The organism is Capnocytophaga periodontitidis, from assembly GCF_016126015.1.
Classification (GTDB): domain Bacteria; phylum Bacteroidota; class Bacteroidia; order Flavobacteriales; family Flavobacteriaceae; genus Capnocytophaga; species Capnocytophaga periodontitidis.
In genome coordinates this window covers 47,560-63,995 of record NZ_JAEFDB010000002.1, presented here as the reverse complement: position 1 = coordinate 63,995, position 16,436 = coordinate 47,560, and the positions used below count along the sequence as shown (strand labels likewise).

General features: G+C 40.6%; 15 protein-coding genes and 1 pseudogene. 7 read left to right on the top strand and 9 right to left on the bottom strand.

All coding sequences use genetic code 11. The features are described from left to right. Window positions 1-102: 102 nt before the first annotated feature. The 9 genes from I7X29_RS04470 to I7X29_RS04430 all read right to left on the bottom strand — a co-directional run bounded on the left by I7X29_RS04470 (window position 103) and on the right by I7X29_RS04430 (window position 6,500). Complete coding sequence (locus I7X29_RS04470; protein WP_225883660.1) at window positions 103-858, bottom strand: YiiX/YebB-like N1pC/P60 family cysteine hydrolase; 756 nt, start codon at window positions 856-858, stop codon at window positions 103-105. Window positions 859-884: 26 nt separating this feature from the next. Further along, on the bottom strand, window positions 885-1,397 hold the full coding sequence (locus I7X29_RS04465) for a DUF4878 domain-containing protein (RefSeq protein WP_198473000.1): 513 nt from the start codon (window positions 1,395-1,397) through the stop codon (window positions 885-887). A 27-nt stretch (window positions 1,398-1,424) separates the two neighbouring features. Further along, window positions 1,425-1,622, bottom strand: coding sequence for a hypothetical protein (locus tag I7X29_RS04460; protein WP_198472999.1), 198 nt, complete (start codon window positions 1,620-1,622; stop codon window positions 1,425-1,427). Next, window positions 1,619-2,185, bottom strand: coding sequence for a hypothetical protein (locus tag I7X29_RS04455; RefSeq protein ID WP_198472998.1), 567 nt, complete (start codon window positions 2,183-2,185; stop codon window positions 1,619-1,621). Before I7X29_RS04455 ends, I7X29_RS04460 begins: the two co-directional genes overlap by 4 nt. A gap of 145 nt (window positions 2,186-2,330) precedes the next feature. After that, window positions 2,331-2,675, bottom strand: a complete 345-nt coding sequence (gene rplT, locus I7X29_RS04450; protein ID WP_002674637.1) for a 50S ribosomal protein L20 — start codon at window positions 2,673-2,675, stop codon at window positions 2,331-2,333. 100 nt (window positions 2,676-2,775) lie between these two features. After that, window positions 2,776-2,973 (bottom strand): 50S ribosomal protein L35, encoded by a 198-nt coding sequence (gene rpmI, locus I7X29_RS04445; protein WP_002674635.1) that lies wholly within the window; start codon window positions 2,971-2,973, stop codon window positions 2,776-2,778. Between the two features lie 122 nt (window positions 2,974-3,095). Next, on the bottom strand, window positions 3,096-3,593 hold the full coding sequence (gene infC / locus I7X29_RS04440) for a translation initiation factor IF-3 (protein ID WP_040361428.1): 498 nt from the start codon (window positions 3,591-3,593) through the stop codon (window positions 3,096-3,098). Between the two features lie 91 nt (window positions 3,594-3,684). Beyond that, entirely contained in the window at window positions 3,685-5,628 is a 1,944-nt protein-coding gene (gene thrS, locus I7X29_RS04435; RefSeq protein WP_198472997.1) for a threonine--tRNA ligase, read from the bottom strand. An 89-nt stretch (window positions 5,629-5,717) separates the two neighbouring features. Then, the gene (locus I7X29_RS04430) at window positions 5,718-6,500 is read right to left on the bottom strand and encodes an NUDIX hydrolase (protein WP_198472996.1); all 783 of its coding nucleotides are present in this window, start codon (window positions 6,498-6,500) and stop codon (window positions 5,718-5,720) included. A 388-nt stretch (window positions 6,501-6,888) separates the two neighbouring features. On the opposite strand from I7X29_RS04430, the gene I7X29_RS04425 reads away from it, so the two are divergent. From I7X29_RS04425 to I7X29_RS04400, 7 genes and pseudogenes are all read left to right on the top strand, one after another. Continuing rightward, window positions 6,889-9,270 carry a porin family protein gene (locus I7X29_RS04425; RefSeq protein ID WP_198472995.1) on the top strand — a complete coding sequence of 794 codons (2,382 nt, stop codon included), beginning with the start codon at window positions 6,889-6,891 and terminating at the stop codon, window positions 9,268-9,270. A 29-nt stretch (window positions 9,271-9,299) separates the two neighbouring features. After that, complete coding sequence (locus I7X29_RS04420) at window positions 9,300-9,698, top strand: hypothetical protein (RefSeq protein WP_198472994.1); 399 nt, start codon at window positions 9,300-9,302, stop codon at window positions 9,696-9,698. A 23-nt stretch (window positions 9,699-9,721) separates the two neighbouring features. Beyond that, window positions 9,722-10,480: pseudogene (locus I7X29_RS15320) on the top strand (glycosyl hydrolase); the annotation flags it as partial. A 57-nt stretch (window positions 10,481-10,537) separates the two neighbouring features. Then, window positions 10,538-11,752, top strand: a complete 1,215-nt coding sequence (locus I7X29_RS15650) for a glycosylhydrolase-like jelly roll fold domain-containing protein (RefSeq protein ID WP_317191525.1) — start codon at window positions 10,538-10,540, stop codon at window positions 11,750-11,752. Window positions 11,753-11,770: 18 nt separating this feature from the next. Then, the gene (locus I7X29_RS04410; protein ID WP_198472992.1) at window positions 11,771-14,047 is read left to right on the top strand and encodes a beta-glucosidase; all 2,277 of its coding nucleotides are present in this window, start codon (window positions 11,771-11,773) and stop codon (window positions 14,045-14,047) included. Between the two features lie 6 nt (window positions 14,048-14,053). After that, window positions 14,054-14,935 carry an alpha/beta hydrolase gene (locus I7X29_RS04405; RefSeq protein WP_198472991.1) on the top strand — a complete coding sequence of 294 codons (882 nt, stop codon included), beginning with the start codon at window positions 14,054-14,056 and terminating at the stop codon, window positions 14,933-14,935. 15 nt (window positions 14,936-14,950) lie between these two features. Further along, entirely contained in the window at window positions 14,951-16,423 is a 1,473-nt protein-coding gene (locus I7X29_RS04400; protein ID WP_198472990.1) for an NAD-dependent epimerase/dehydratase family protein, read from the top strand. Window positions 16,424-16,436: the final 13 nt, after the last annotated feature.

Sequence of the window (16,436 nt, the reverse complement as noted above, 5' to 3'; positions counted from 1 at the left end):
TAATTAGCAAATTAGCAAATTTGAGAATTAGAAAATTATACAAAATATAGAAAAGGCAGATTTTTCTACTAAAAGCGAGAATTTAGTATTTTTCTATAAGATTTATTGCTTTTTATTTGGATATGTATTGATGATAATCTCGAAGTATTTAGGGTTGTAAAGAGTCGTCATAGTGGTGAAAAGTTGTTGGCGTTGGGTTTTATCGGTAGGGAAAGCGACGAAATGAAGGTCGTTGTCTAAAATTTGGTAGATGAGTTCGGTGCAATAAAGTTGAGAAGGCTCGTCGATAGTGCCTAAATGGTCGAAAGGGATTTGAGCTTTCAGGTAGTGCTCGGCGCGTTGTACTACAGCGCGACCTTGCTCGGGGGTGCTGTGTAAGGGGCGCACGATCAAGATTTTCTGGGGCATAGAGTATTTAAGAAAAGCGTTTAAGGGCTGTTGTTGCATACCATCGATGTTGCTTACATCGGAAGAGAGGGAGTGAATTACCCACCAATTGCCATTTTTGCGGCAGAGAATACCACAGTGAGTAACATCAAAACGACCGTCGTTAAGACGTTTAGCAATCAGATCGCTAAATATACCATAACCACGCCTAAGAATGATATCGCCCTCTTGTAGAGAATCGAGTTGGGAAGGGGTAAGACGAAGGGAATGCTCGTTCTCGGCAACTTGTTTTTCTTCACTTCGATGGTCGATATAGAAAAAAATGCGAAAAGCAGCATAGGTGAGGAGCAGGAAGGCTGCGAGAAAAAAGAGAAGTTTTTTCATTGTCAGAAGGTTAGGGATAAAAAGAACTTTGCCAAAGGTGTGAGCCGCACGGGCAATGCGAGCCGTAGGGGCAGGGAACTTTGGCAAAGTTGTAGTTTAAAAGTGTTGTAATCTTACTTGTTAGTAGGGGTAGTGGTTTGTGTTTCTACATCAGCAGGCATATCGGGGGCATCGGGGTCGATATTAGGCTGCATTTCTGGCATATTGTGGTCGTGACCATCGCCGTGGTCGTGAGTGCCACCGCCGTTTTCTTTATTTTCTTTGTTCATAGAAACAATCCATTTGCCGTCTACTTTTTTGAGGTCGAGGGCGTTTTCTTTGCCGTTGCTATCTTCGGTAGTGTAGAATACTTTAGCTGTATCGCCGTTTTCTTCAACTTTGGTAATTTTAAAACCTTTGAACAATTGTTCGTTTTTAGCATCGGATGAAGGCACAGATTTCATAAACTCGCTGAATGATTTGAGCAATTGAGAGGTTTGAGCATCGCAATATTTGCCAGCTTCATCAAAATTGTTAGCGTTTACAGCTGTCATAAATTTCTCGGCAACGGTTTTAGGGGAGTTGCCAGAACAAGAGGTAAGCATTAGACTTCCGATAAGGAAGAGAGATAAGAAAAGTTTTTTCATTTTATGAGTGTTTTTAATTTTTTAAATTTAAGCGATGACTAAAACATCCTTTTCTTTCTCTTTATCTTCACTATAAAAAGAGAAAGTTTCAGAATTATGCATTGTTTCTTCATCTTTGTCTTCAATTTCTTGAAATCCATAACGGAGAGACAAATCGTACAACTCTTGTGGGGTAGTACGATCGAAAAAATCATCTATTTTTTCTTTTACATCTGATAGTTTCATTTGATAACTCCTTTATTTATTACTTTTGTTGATTTGATATTTTTATGAGGGTTGTAAACAGCACATATAGTACAGTTGCAAGTTCTTAAATTAACCCTATATTTTCTTTCTTTTTCAAATTTAATATAGAAATTTCCTTTGACAACATCAATGTCAAAAACTCTTTCGCCTCTCATTAGATTAATCAGCAATCCATCGTAAAAATTCAATCCTTTACCTAATTCTTTTAGTTTTCCAAAATATTTATCTAAAAAATAGAGTAATATACTTGTTCCTTCTTCTGTTGTGAGATCTAAAAAGCGTTCTCTCTGAACCTTTATTTCAGATTCTAGCACTACATATTTGGTGTATTTATTTGTTTTATTATCTTTATCCCAAGAAGCTGCTATAGCCCATTTTTCTGCTAAATCTATTGTTTTTGAAGAAACTCCTTTGACAAAAAAGTAAACGCCATCACCTAACCAATGTTCATCTCCTTTTGAAATTTGATAGTTAGAATTTAGTATTTCATTACAATTTTCAAAATTTGTACCGTGGTGACCTATCATACAAATATCTTCCATAATTTTATAAAGTGGTAATGTTTTTAATTGATGGGGCAAAGGTAATAAAAAATTACGAATAACGAGTTACGAATGACGAAAAAAATAGGCTGTCTTTTTATGAGGCAGCCTATTTTTATACGGAATTATATCGTTAGTTAAACGTTTATTTTACTTTTTCTACAATAGCTTTGAACGCTTCGGGGTGGTTCATTGCCAAATCGGCAAGAACTTTACGGTTGAGCTGGATATCAGCTGCTTTAAGTTTACCCATAAATTGAGAGTAAGACAATCCGTGCAAGCGAGCCCCTGCATTGATACGCACAATCCACAAAGCGCGGAAGGTTCTCTTCTTGTTACGGCGGTCGCGGTAAGCGTACTGCATTGCTTTCTCAACAGCGTTTTTGGCTACCGTCCAAACGTTTTTTCTGCGGCCAAAGAAACCTTTGGCTTGCTTCATTATTTTTTTTCTACGAGCTCTACGAGCTACAGCATTTACTGATCTTGGCATAAATTCCTTTTTTTTAATTTTTGTAGCAGGTGGTTTGTGCTTAAAACAAACTCTTAGGGGTACCTACTCCACGGTTATTAATTTCCTACTATTTAAACAATTATTTTAAGCCTAATTGTTTCTTCACGCTTGCTTCGTCGTTAGAGTGAACGAGTGTAGCGTGGGTGAGTGCTAACTTGCGTTTTTTAGCTTTCTTAGTTAAGATGTGGCTTTTGAACGCGTGTTTTCTCTTGATTTTACCAGAGCCGGTGAGCTTGAAGCGCTTTTTAGCTCCAGATTTAGTTTTAATTTTTGGCATTTGCTTAGATTTTTATTGATATAATTCCGTCCTCCCCCTGCCCCTCCCAAGGAGGGGAGTTATGGGAGTTTATTTTTGTCCTCACTTTTATCCTCCCCTTGGGGGGAGGGTTAGGGAGGGGATTATTTTTTCTTGGGTAAAGGTGCGAGGAACATCGTCATACGTTTTCCTTCGAGTTTAGGCATTTGTTCTACTTTGCCATAGTCTTCGAGGTCGGTAGCGAGGCGCAAAAGGAGGATTTCCCCTTGGTCTTTATAGATAATAGAACGACCTTTGAAGAATACGTAGGCTTTTACTTTAGAACCTTCTTTGAGGAACTTTTCGCCGTGTTTCTTTTTAAACTCATAGTCGTGGTCGTCGGTTTGAGGGCCGAAGCGAATTTCTTTGATCACTACCTTAGTAGCTTTCGCTTTTAGCTCTTTATCACGCTTCTTTTGTTCGTAAAGGAATTTCTTATAATCGATTACCTTACAAACAGGAGGCGTGGCGTTTGGTGAAATTTCCACCAAATCGAGTTCTAATTCATTAGCAATTTCTAATGCTTTGCGAGTGGGGTATACGCCTCCTTCGACGTTTTCCCCTACCAAACGCACCTCAGGAACGCGGATGTCGCGATTGATACGATGAGGTTGTTTGTCATCTCTGCCCGGTGTGTTACTTTTTTTTATGATGGCTATTAAAATTTAAAATTACTTTCACTATTCTAATTTGCTAATTAGCAAATTGTTTAATTGACTTAGCTACTTCGTCGTTGATGAGTTTGGCAAAGGCTTCTACGCTCATACTGCCTAAATCTTCACCACCGCGTTTGCGCACTGATACGGTGCCTTCTTTCTCTTCATTCTCGCCGACAATGAGCATATACGGGATTTTTTGGGTCTCAGCTTCGCGTATTTTTTTGCCCATAGTTTCAGCACGATTGTCTATCAGGGTGCGAATATCGGAATTTTCTAACAAACTCAAAACTTTTTGAGCATAATTTTCATATTTTTCACTCAATGATAGCACAATAGCTTGATTTGGGTTGAGCCATAATGGGAAGTTTCCGGCGGTGTGTTCCAATAAAATGGCTACGAAACGCTCCATACTTCCGAAAGGCGCACGGTGAATCATTACAGGGCGGTGCATCTCGTTATCAGCGCCTTTATACCAAAGGTCGAAACGCTCAGGGAGGTTGTAATCTACCTGAATGGTACCGAGTTGCCAGCTTCTGCCTAAGGCATCTTTCACCATAAAGTCGAGTTTAGGGCCATAGAAAGCAGCTTCGCCTGTTTCGATTACATAGCTCAAGCCTTTTTCTTTCGCAGCGTTGATGATGGCATTTTCGGCTTTTGCCCAATTCTCATCACTACCGATGTACTTGGTAGGGTTTTCGGGGTCGCGCAACGATACTTGTGCGGTAAAATTGTCGAATCCAAGAGAACCAAATACATAGAGCACCAAATCAATTACGTGTTTGAACTCGTCGTCTAACTGTTCAGGAGTACAGAAGATGTGTGCATCGTCTTGGGTAAAGCAACGCACACGGGTTAAGCCGTGTAACTCGCCACTTTGCTCGTAGCGGTATACTGTACCAAACTCGGCGAAACGCTTTGGCAAATCCTTATAACTCCAAGGGTGTGAATTGTATATCTCGCAGTGATGCGGACAGTTCATCGGTTTTAGTAAATACTCCTCACCTTCGTTAGGGGTGGCAATGGGTTGGAAACTGTCTTTTCCGTATTTATCCCAGTGACCTGAGGTTACATACAAATTCTTATGACCGATATGTGGGGTTACTACTTGCTCGTAACCTGCTTGTTTTTGAGCTTTGCGCAAGAAGGCTTCGAGGCGTTCGCGCAAGGCAGCTCCTTTGGGTAACCAGAGCGGTAAGCCTTGACCTACCTTGTTAGAGAAGGTAAAGAGTTCAAGTTCTTTACCGAGCTTGCGGTGGTCGCGTTTCTTAGCTTCTTCAAGCAGTTCGAGGTATTCGGTGAGTTCTTTTTGTTTAGGGAATGAGATACCATATACACGAGTGAGCTGAGGGTTGTGCTCATCACCACGCCAATAAGCCCCAGCAGCGCTGAGTACTTTTACGGCTTTCACAAAGCCTGTGTTAGGGATATGCCCCCCACGACAAAGGTCGGTGAAGGTACTATGGTCGCAGAAGGTGATCGTACCATCTTCGAGCGCTTCGATGAGTTCGGTTTTGTACTCATTTTTGCCTGCATAGTACGACAAGGCTTCGGCTTTGCTCACAGGGCGCATCTTAAATTCGTGTTTGCCACGAGCGATTTCCAAGAATTTAGCTTCGATAGCAGGGAAATCTTTTTCGGAAATCGGTTTGCCGTTGAAATCAACATCGTAGTAGAAACCATTGGCGATTGCGGGACCTATGGTGAGTTTGATACCGGGGTAAAGTTCTTCGAGCGCTTGTGCCAAGATGTGGGCAGATGAGTGCCAGAAAGCTTTCTTACCTTCGGGACTATCCCAAGTGTATAGGGTGAGACTACCGTCCGTCGTCAGTGGGGTAACGCTTTCTACAGTCTTGCCGTTGAAAGAGGCAGAGAGTACGTTACGCGCCAACCCCTCGCTGATGCTTTGTGCTACTTGAGCAGGGGTGATACCACTTTGGTATTCTTTTACTGAACCGTCGGGTAGTGTAATTTTAATCATTTTTATCGTTGATTTTTAGTATTGTTGAGTTTGAAAATGCAAAATTACAAAATAATTATGAATTACGAGGTATGAATGAGGAAAAAAAATTAGAATACTATAAACTCATCACCTTTTGCTAAAGCGTCGTATTGCGTTTGGTTAAAGCGATACAAAAAAGGCGAACGGTGTTTGCCTATATTTCTCTTCTCGTCCAATTTTTCTATCAGTCCTATATTAGTCATTTTCTTTACAAAATTCCGGTTGTCTAACTTCTTCCCTAAAATTGTTTCGTACAGTGATTGTAGCTCTGGAATGGTAAACTTTTCAGGAAGCATCTCCTTTCCTATGGGGCTAACGTGTGAAAAGAAACGCAAGCTCAACAGCGCTTGGTCTATAATTTCTCGGTGGTCAAAAGCCATTTCAGGGAGGTTGGTAATGTCCCACCATTGGCATTCTTCGGCATAGAAACTACCTGTAGGTTTTACTTCGTAGTAATCTACTAAAGTAAAGAAAGCTACGGATATAAAATTATCTAACAACCAATGGTCAGTAGTTACCTTTTGTCCGGTAATAGTTGTTAAGAGTTCTGGAGTAAAGTGAGTATTTTTATTTCTTTCGGGGTTGCTAAAGGCAAAAAATTGATGTAAATGAAGTTTTTTTAAGTTTGTACGGTAGCGCACTACCCTATGAGCTGCTTTCTCTAAAGTTTCATCTTTTTTTACATATCCCCCAGGTAATAACCATTTTTCTTGAGAGGTGTTTTTAAAAAGGAGTACTTTTAATTCTCTTTCGTGGTAACCAAATATTACGTTGTCTACGCTTATATTTCTATAAAAAATCTTATCGCCGTTGAGGATATCATCTAAGATAATGCGTTCTTTTCTATCCATTGTTTATTTTTTTAGGTTGCAAAGGTATAAATAATTTGCTAATTTGCTAATTTGTAGATTAGCCAATAAGCGCTGTGTTATTCAGATAAGTTTTTATTTGTTTCTGTTGAAAAATTAATTTTAACACATTATAATTCTATAAAAAAAATAAAAAGAAACTATATATTACGTATTTTTTACGTAAAATAATTTCATTGTAAATAATTGATATGTAATTTATTAAGTTACACATGTTATAGATTTAACAAATAAATACATTGCGTATATTGTACGTAATAAATTCTTTTATACCTTTGCATCGAAATTAAACAATAATAAATATAAACAAACAAAAAGTTATTTTATTTATCACACGAAAAATCTCATAACGAATTAATACATTACCGATATGAAAACGCTCATAACAAACTTTACTTCGCTTTGCCTTTTGGCTGTTTCCTCAGCATTTGCGCAAGAGCCCGTCACTCAGCCAACGGATACTATAGTACCTATAGTTACTATGGATACCGTGCCTCCCGCGCCTAAAGTAGATTCTTTACCTTCTACTTCTCCTGTTGCACCTAAAAAAGATGTTTTAGGTAAAGATGTGAAAGAACGCGATACCGAAAACCGCAACGTGATGCTCAACGCCAGTAGTGCTACCACTCCTCGTCAGTTGAACATTGGCTTGCCTTTTAACGGTGATATTCTTATCCTTGAGAACGACATTCCTGTAGTATACACCTTTTGGACACAAATACCTACCACCGCGTGGCGCTATGATAGCACCGTAGGGCGCATCGGGATGATGTCGTTCCAAGATGGTGCTCTTACTTATGGCAAAGTGGGTTATATCGTTACCTCTTGGGACAGAGAACCTGGTCGCAAGTTGCAAGGTTATGCTTCTACTTATTTTACCAATTATGGCAGTAGCCATCTCGACGCTTCGGTAACAGCACCTATCGGCAAAAAAGGTTGGGGCTTTATGGCAGGCTTCAACGAAACTTTTGAACGTGGTAGTGGTGGTAATTACCAATTCACTCCTTTCCAAGACCGTTTTGAAATGTTTAAAATAGGAGTCTCTAAAAAGTACAGCAAAGGTTTTGTGCGCGCTTACTACAAACACGCAACTGATGTGCCTATGCTGGGTGCTTATAGCCCTTTTGTGTATGAAGGCAATGGTAAAACTAAAGCGATAGATGGTTTTGATTTAGGTAGAGATGTGTATATGCCTAATGATGGACTTTTCCCTTATCAAGACTATAATACAGGTGAAACCAAACTTGGCAACCTCAATTCAGATGAAGCCTCTAAAAATATCACCAATGCTATCTACCTCACTGGTGAACACCGCTTTAATAATGGTTGGAAACTCAACTACGCCAATATGTATATGAACTCCAAAGCTGCCTTTACCATTCTATATCCTTTAAGTATGTTTATTACTGACCCCGACCAACAAACAGGTATGACTTTCAAATACGTGGGTACTAACAAAGAGTACAAAGGTGCTGTACAACTAAACTCAGTGCAATACTACCCTCAGGTAGAAATCAACACTTGGATTACTCGTTTAGAGGCTACTAAAAAATTTGACAAACACAGCCTTAGATTAGGCACTACTTATCAATATTACCGCGCTCCTGAAATACAACACAACGGTATGTTCTATCAAACGGTAGAAGCGAATCCTAAACGCTTAGATGCTTATGTAGATATGGGGGGAGGTCCCGTTAATATTACCCCTCAATATGGTATTTTAGGCATCTCTTACGGAGGCTATAGACTTACCAAAGACCATAAAGTAGCTTTCTACGCTTCTGATGATATCAAACTGAACGATCGTTTTGACATTGGTTTCGGTGCTCGTATTGAAAGATATTACGACCGTGGAGTCCGCAATCCTTACACCAATCAATACGTTCAAAACCGAGCTCTTATAGATCAAAAATTTGCTGACTGGAATAAAGTAGGCTATTTTAACTTCGTAGCCAAAGTGTCTAACGAGTTTGGTTTCTTGGGTGATATTACTTACAACGACTGGGCAGGTCGCTATTGGGATAATGCTAATAACGAGAAAGATGCTAATGGCAAGGATATATTTGCAACTCCTCATACTACTACCCAAAGCGTACTGAACTACGGTGGGGGTGTGTATTGGAATCACGGAGAGCTCATTAGTTTGGTATCTAAAGTAACTCGTATCTATAAAAAGAATAATATCGCTTCTGAGTCGATTGTAAATCCAGCTAATCCCCGCGAACAAAAAACTTTCTACCCTTTGTTTTACGATATTGCTACCCTTGGTTGGACTACCGATATCGTTTCTAAGCCGTTTAAGAATTTCAACTTGCACTTTCTGCTCACACTCCAAAAACCAGAGTATAAAGACTATGAGTACAGTGCCTACGGGGTAAGCTATAGCTATAACGATAAAATCATTCCTGAGCTTTCAAAAACTCTTATAGAAATAGACCCCAGCTATTTTATGCTCAAAGGCGACCTCCGCTTGTGGCTCAGTTTCCGTTACTTTGGTAAGCAGTACGGTAACCCTACCAATGCGATTTCGTACAACGGATGGTGGGAAAGCTTTGGAGGGGTGGATTACAAACTGAACCGCAACATCGACCTCAAATTCCAAGTAGTAAACATTTTGAACGAAACAGGTATCAAAGGCGCTCTCGTAGGGGCTAATCAAATTCTCGACGATACTAATTACAAAGGTCGCAAAATCGTAGCAGGCGCTATTCGCCCGCGTACTTACGAACTCACTCTTAATTTCAAATTCTAAAACAGTAACATTTTTAATATTTTATCATTATGAAAAACATTCAAAAACTTTTAATCGTAGCAGTCCTCTTTTTTGCAGGATTTGCAGCTGCACAAGCACAATCTGAAGCCGAAAAATTCTTTGTAGGCAAATGGAAACTGATGGTCTATGGACTTCCTAACGGCGACAGCGAGATGGTTCTCAATATCACCAAAAATAGCGATGGTACTCTTGGTGGCACTATCGGTGGTGACGATGCCAATGCTAACAAACTCACTAAGGCTGAGATTGAGGGCAATACCTTCTATGCCAATTTCATTGGCAATGGTTACAACGTTCCTCTTTATATAGAGAAAAAGGGTGACAAAAATGTAGAAGGTAGTATGAACGATATGTTTGATATCGAAAGAAAAATTACGACTATCTCTTTGGTGAACGCACAGGCTTAGCTCCTTATTTTGGCAAACCCGTACGTGCGATTTTCAACGATAGTTACGAGTTCAAAGCCAACAGACATTTCTCTGATGATTTTATCCGCTTTTTCAAACAACAACGCGGTTACGACCCTACCCCTTACCTGCCTGCTAATATGTGGCGTGGTTATAACAATATGTACGAACGTATGGCACACCCAGCTAATGCTCCCTATTTTAGTTTAGGAGCCGACGATTGGCGCTTGCGCTACGACTACGATCTTACCCTTAGCGACTTATTGCAAAAGCACTTTTTAAATAGCTCTAAACATTGGGCAAATGCTCGCAACCTCTTGCACCGCACTCAAACTTACGGATTTAATATGGATATAATGGCAGCGGCAGGTGCGGCTTCTATCCCCGAAGTAGAAACGATGCTTTTCTCCAAAGGTTCTGAAAATGGTTACAAACTCATTACTTCAGGAGCACACCTGTACAATCGCCCTATCATTAGTTGTGAAACAGCCGTTTATTTTAAACGCGCTTATATGACCACCCCTCACAAACTCAAGCTCACTTTCGATAAGCTCTTCAGTAGTGGGGTAAACCAAATTATCTATCACGGTACTCCCTATCGATATTTCCCTGAGGGCTACCCCAAAGAAGGGTGGTATCCATTCTACAATTCAGCTTTAGGCATTGATTTTTCATCGAATATCAATGAAAACAATCCTTTCTGGAAATATATTAGCCAAATCAACCAATACGCACAGCGCGCTCAATACGTATTGCGTTCTGGCAAACCTCACGCCGATGTGCTGATATACTATCCTTTCTTAAACTATAGCGAAGAAGTTGCCAATCCGCGCGAGGTAATGATAGCAGGTGAGTTGAAAGACACCGAGCCTTCACTCCCCGCCGAAAACAAAAATGTAGCCTACAATCGTGCTATCGATACTGAATGGTTAAAACAGATAATGCCCCTTATTGATGAACTCAACCAGCTTGGCATCACTTGGGATTGGATCAACGATGCTTCTTTACAAGAACTATCCTTGTTACACAACAAACGCCTCAGCATACGAGGCAATGAATACCAATCGCTCATATTGTTTCAGTTGCCTTATATCCAACTCAAGAGTGCTGAAAACTTACAAAAGTTAGCTAAAAAAGGTGCAAATATATTGTTGATAGGCGATGTACCTACCCAGCAACCTAACTATTTCAATTATCAGAAAAACGATATAAAAACCCAAAAAGCAATGCAGGCACTCGCTAAAACTATTGGTAGCCATCATATCAAAGAGCAAGCAGAAATGCTAAATAATTGGTATCCTTCTATCCAATTGCCTATTACCTATATGCAGCCTAACCCCACCTTGCGTCAGCAGCGCCGTAAGCTCTCAGAAGGTAGTTATGCACAATTCATCTGGAACGAAAGCGACAGTTGGCAAGAAGTGCCTATTCAAACCGAAAAGGGGTTGGAATACGCTTATTGGCTCGATGCTACCGATGGCAGTATCCGCGTTGCCAATCTCGAAAAAGGTGCTTATCGCTATCAGTTGCCGCCTTATAGCAGTATTTTCTTTATGGTCTCCAAGCAGATGACCGAGATGCCACTCACCTCAAAAGTGCTTTACAATCCATCGGTTGCTAAAGCTGTAGCTACTCCTGAAAAGTGGCATATACAAGCAGGGACTATAAAAGTGGAAAACACCACTCTTTTCGATTGGAAAACACATCCACAGCTGAAGTACAACAGCGCTCCTGCTGTTTATACTACTGAGTTTGTAATCAACTCACTCAGCCCTTCCAAACGCTATTATCTCAGCTTAGGCAAAGTGTATTATGCTGCCGATGTAGTAGTGAATGGCAAAAAAGTGAGCTCGGAAGTGTTTATGCCTTTTGTAACCGATATTACCCCTTATCTCCAGCAAGGTAACAACACTCTTGAAATTACTATCACTAATGCCGCTTACAACGATTTTGTAGGTCAAGCCGAAAAAGGAGAAAAAGTATTCAAAAAGCTCAAAGGCAGTGATACTATGAGTGCTGGACTTATAGGCCCCGTACAAATAATGGAACAATAATTTTAAAATATAACAGCTATGAACAAGATAACAACCCTTACAGCAATCTTAGCTTTTTCGCTAAGCTTTTCGCAACAACCCCCTCAACTCAACAAGAACAATGTCAAAGAAGTGGTAAAAGCAATGACTCTCGATGAAAAAATACAATTCGTGAGCGGTATTGGTATGAGTGTTTCGCAAAGTAGCGATGGTCCCGTTGCGGGTAGTATTGGAGGTAAAGTGCCTGGAGCAGCAGGTGCTACAGTTGCTATGCCTCGTTTGGGTATTCCCTCTATAATAATGGCAGACGGTCCTGCAGGATTGCGTATAGAACCTACGGTTATCAACGGTGAAAAAACTTATACTACTGCCTTTCCTATAGGCAGTTTGATAGCGAGTACTTGGAATCCTACTCTTTCACATTCAGTAGGCAAAGCGATGGGCAACGAGGTAAAAGAAATGGGTGTAGATGTACTCCTTGCTCCTGGTATGAATCTTATTCGCAATCCTCTATGCGGTCGTAACTACGAGTATTACGCCGAAGATCCTGTACTCACAGGTGAAATGGCTGCCGCTATGGTAAACGGCATTCAAAGCCAAGGAGTGGGTGCCTCAGTAAAACACTTTGTAGCTAATAATCAGGAGTCTAATCGCAATGGTGTGAGTGCTTTGGTAAGCCAGCGTGCTTTGCGTGAACTCTATTTGCGCGGTTTTGAAATCGCTATCAAAAAGTCCAATCCTTGGACGATAATGAGCTCCTATAATAAAATCAATGGTACTTATACCTCCGAAAATTCCGACCTGCTCACTGCGATTCTTCGCAATGATTGGCAATACAAAGGAATGGTTACTACCGATTGGCTCGCGGGACGCAAATACGCTGACCAAGTGAAAGCAGGTAACGACCTGCTAATGCCAGGGCGCAAGCAAGAAACAAAAAAAATAAAAGAAGCTATTGAAAACGGTAGCCTGCAAGAAGCTGAACTTAATCGCAATGTACAACGCATATTAGAATTAGTAGTCAAAACACCTACTTTCAAGCAATATCCGTACAGCCAAAAACCCGATTTTACTACTAACAGAGCCATAGCTCAACAAGTAGCTGAAGAAGGGATGATTCTTTTGAAAAACAATGCTGCTCTTCCCTTATCAGCCGGCAAAATAGCTCTCTTAGGTAACGCTTCTTATGATACTTTTGTAGGAGGAACAGGTAGTGGTGAAGTACAATCAGCCTATACTATTTCTTTTTACGACGGACTTAAAAAAGCAGGTTTTTCGTTAGACGAAAACCTCAAAAAAGCTTACCTCAGTTACATCACCGAAGAAAAGGAAAAACGCCCTAAACGCATGAGTATCTTAGATGTTATCAAACCTGTAGAAGAGTTTCCTATAAGCGAAGAACAACTTCAACAGATGTCACGCAATTGTGAGGCAGCTATCATCACTATTGGACGAAGTGCCGGTGAGGGCTCCGATCGCAGTCTCGAAACTGATTATGTGCTCAACGACAAAGAACTCGCTCTTGTTAAAGCTACTGCTAGCGCTTTCCACGCTCAAGGTAAAAAGCTCATTATTGCCCTTAATATCGATGCTGTAGTAGAGGTTACTAAGTGGCAAGACCTCGCTGATGCGCTGCTCATTACTTGGTTGCCTGGTCAAGAAGCGGGGTATGCTTTTGCTAATATCATCGCTGGCAAAACCAATCCTTCAGGTAAACTACCCCAAACAATGGCACTTTCTTATAGTGATATCCCTTCGGCTACTGCTTTCCCTGGACTGCCAAAACGCACCCCTACTGAAAGTGTTTATAACGAAGGTATTTACGTGGGGTATCGCTATTTTAGTTCTTTTGGCAAACCTGTAGCTTATCCATTTGGTTACGGACTCTCTTATACTCAGTTTGAAATGAAAAAGCTAAAATCACCTGCTAAATTCAACAAAAAACTCAATCTAAGTGTAGAAGTAACCAATGTAGGTGAAGTAGCAGGTAAGGAAGTAGTGCAAGTATACCTTTCAGCCCCAGCTAAGTCTATGGATAAACCAGCCTTAGAACTCAAAGCTTTTGCAAAAACTGAGTTGCTCAACTCTAAGCAATCACAAACACTCAGTTTTACCCTCACCCCCGAAAGCCTTGCTTCTTTTGATGCCGCGCGCTCGGCTTGGGTAGTAGAGGCAGGTACTTACACCGTGAAAGTAGGCAATTCAGCTGAAAATATTTTGCAAACAGCAACATTCACCGTACCTAAAGAAATTGTAGTACAAAAAGTAGCTGATGTGCTTAAACCTAACAAAGCGTTCGATGAACTAAAGAGATAATGTGTTATGAAAAAGAATCTGTTCATATTATGGCTGTTTGTCTTCTCACAAGTAATGTTTTCTCAAACATCTTCAGAAATTATACAATTATATAAAGAAAAAGCCATAGGGTCAGAAAATTGGAATTGGGAGGAAAGTGTTTTTGTGTCACGACAGAATGGAACTATTCTTTACAATGTGACCTCTCCTAAGTTAAGAGTTTTTAGACCTGAAAAAACCAATGGTTATGGTGTAGTGGTGTGTCCTGGAGGTGGTTTCTTGATGCTTTCAATAACCAAAGAAGGTGAAGAAGTCGCAAAAGAATTGCAAAGCAAAGGTTTTACTGTATTTTTACTTTCCTATCGTTTAGCACACTTGTCTACTAAAAATCCTTTTAGAGAAACAGCTCTCAATATGAGTGATACAACACGATATGAAGCACAGATAAAATCTATTATTCCTTTAGCTATTTCCGACGGGAAGAGAGCCTTAGCTTATGTAAGAGAAAATGCTCAGAAATACAAAATTGACCCTCATAAGATTGGAATTATGGGTTTTTCAGCAGGAGGTGGTGTAGCCTTGGGTACTGCTTTCAACTATACCGAGAAAACAAAACCTGATTTTGTAGCCGCTATATACCCTCACACTAAAGAGTTTGAACATCTTTCTGTGCCTGCTAACGCTCCTCATCTGTTTATGGCTGCTGCTGCCAATGATGCTTTAGGTAATGACAAAAAGATGAGCTCACTCTATAACCGTTGGCGAGATAGTGGTAGTTTGGTAGAAGTGCACCTCTATGCTCGTGGAGGACACGGTTTTGGGGTAGATGAGGCTCTATTTCCTACAAACACTTGGATCAATAGATTTTACGAATGGTTAGCTTTGTGTGCAACCTTTACAACTTACTAAAAAATAGAATCTAATATGAAAACCGTATTTCTCACAGGTGCTACAGGCAATATGGGCAGAGAAGCAATGAAAGAACTCCTCAGCCGTAGCGACCGTTTTCAAATAAAAATATTAGTACTCCCTCACGAAAAGAACAAACCTTTAGTGCAAGAATGGGAGCAAAACCCCAATGTGACTGTTGTCTATGGCGACCTTACTAATTACGATGATGTGCTCCAATGCGTTACAGGTGCCGACTATGTGTTGCACGTGGGAGGAATGGTATCTCCTATGGCTGATTATCACCCAGCCCTTACCACCAAAGTGAATATTGGGGCGGCAAAAAATATTGTGAAAGCAATTCAAAATCAGTCTAATAAAGATGCCATAAAACTCGTTTATATAGGCACTGTAGCTCAAACAGGCGACCGCAATCCTCCTATCCATTGGGGGCGCACAGGCGACCCTATCAAAATAAGTATTTACGACAACTATGCTCTTACTAAAACCATCGCCGAACGCGAGGTGATTGAATCTGGACTCAAATATTGGGTGTCGCTTCGCCAAACAGGGGTGCTTTATTTTGATATGATGAAAAATACAGGTGACCCTATATTATTTCACGAACCTTTGAATGGCGTATTTGAGTGGGTAACTGCGCGCGACTCAGGTAGAATGCTCGCTAATGTTTGTGAAGACAGTGTGCCTGAGGATTTTTGGTGTCGTATCTACAACATTGGAGGAGGTGAAAAATACCGCTCTATGAATTGGGAATATATGCAAATGACTTGTAGTTTAGTAGGCGTAAAGGACTTTCGCAAGATATGGGAACCTAATTGGTTTGCTACCCGCAATTTCCACGGACAGTGGTATCTCGATTCCGATGAACTCGAAAAATACCTACACTTTCGCTCTGGTTCATTAGAAGAATTTGTTGCCGAAATGAAAGAGCACGCACCTAAAGCTGCTAAATTAGCAAAATATGTTCCCTCGTGGTTGATTAAAAATTTCGTTTTCAAGCCTGTTGCTAATAAGCCTTTTGGCACTTTGTATTGGTTCAAACACCATCTCAAAAACCGTATCACTGCTTTCTTTGGCTCTAAAGAACAATGGGAACAAATCCCCTCTTGGGAACACTTTACTTTTGAGCAGGCGTCTAAAGAACCCCAAAAATTAGACCACGGCTACGACGAGAGCAAACCTAAAAGCGAATTAGACCTCAGCGATATGCAACAAGCAGCAGCCTTCCGCGGAGGTAAATGCCTCTCTACCGAAATGCAAAAGGGAGACCTCAAGACAAAATTGGAATGGGAATGCGCCTGCGGTCATCACTTTCAGGCGAGCCCTACGCTTGTTTTGCTCGGCGGGCATTGGTGTCCTGAGTGTTTACCTATGCCTTGGAACTATGACGAGGAAGCCAAACGCAATCCTTTCTTTGCACAAGTTTGGACTCCCCTTCACAATCCCGATGAACACAACGTATACGAGGCTTCTATTTTAGATGAATAACAAATTTAACGCT

Coding starts and splice junctions, on each gene's coding strand:
- I7X29_RS04465 (WP_198473000.1), bottom strand. CDS start 1,397: ATGAAAAAACTTTTCTTATCTCTCTTCCTTATCGGAAGTCTAATGCTT.
- I7X29_RS04460 (WP_198472999.1), bottom strand. CDS start 1,622: ATGAAACTATCAGATGTAAAAGAAAAAATAGATGATTTTTTCGATCGT.
- I7X29_RS04455 (WP_198472998.1), bottom strand. CDS start 2,185: ATGGAAGATATTTGTATGATAGGTCACCACGGTACAAATTTTGAAAAT.
- rplT (WP_002674637.1), bottom strand. CDS start 2,675: ATGCCAAGATCAGTAAATGCTGTAGCTCGTAGAGCTCGTAGAAAAAAA.
- rpmI (WP_002674635.1), bottom strand. CDS start 2,973: ATGCCAAAAATTAAAACTAAATCTGGAGCTAAAAAGCGCTTCAAGCTC.
- thrS (WP_198472997.1), bottom strand. CDS start 5,628: ATGATTAAAATTACACTACCCGACGGTTCAGTAAAAGAATACCAAAGT.
- I7X29_RS04430 (WP_198472996.1), bottom strand. CDS start 6,500: ATGGATAGAAAAGAACGCATTATCTTAGATGATATCCTCAACGGCGAT.
- I7X29_RS04425 (WP_198472995.1), top strand. CDS start 6,889: ATGAAAACGCTCATAACAAACTTTACTTCGCTTTGCCTTTTGGCTGTT.
- I7X29_RS04420 (WP_198472994.1), top strand. CDS start 9,300: ATGAAAAACATTCAAAAACTTTTAATCGTAGCAGTCCTCTTTTTTGCA.
- I7X29_RS15650 (WP_317191525.1), top strand. CDS start 10,538: ATGATAGCAGGTGAGTTGAAAGACACCGAGCCTTCACTCCCCGCCGAA.
- I7X29_RS04410 (WP_198472992.1), top strand. CDS start 11,771: ATGAACAAGATAACAACCCTTACAGCAATCTTAGCTTTTTCGCTAAGC.
- I7X29_RS04405 (WP_198472991.1), top strand. CDS start 14,054: ATGAAAAAGAATCTGTTCATATTATGGCTGTTTGTCTTCTCACAAGTA.
- I7X29_RS04400 (WP_198472990.1), top strand. CDS start 14,951: ATGAAAACCGTATTTCTCACAGGTGCTACAGGCAATATGGGCAGAGAA.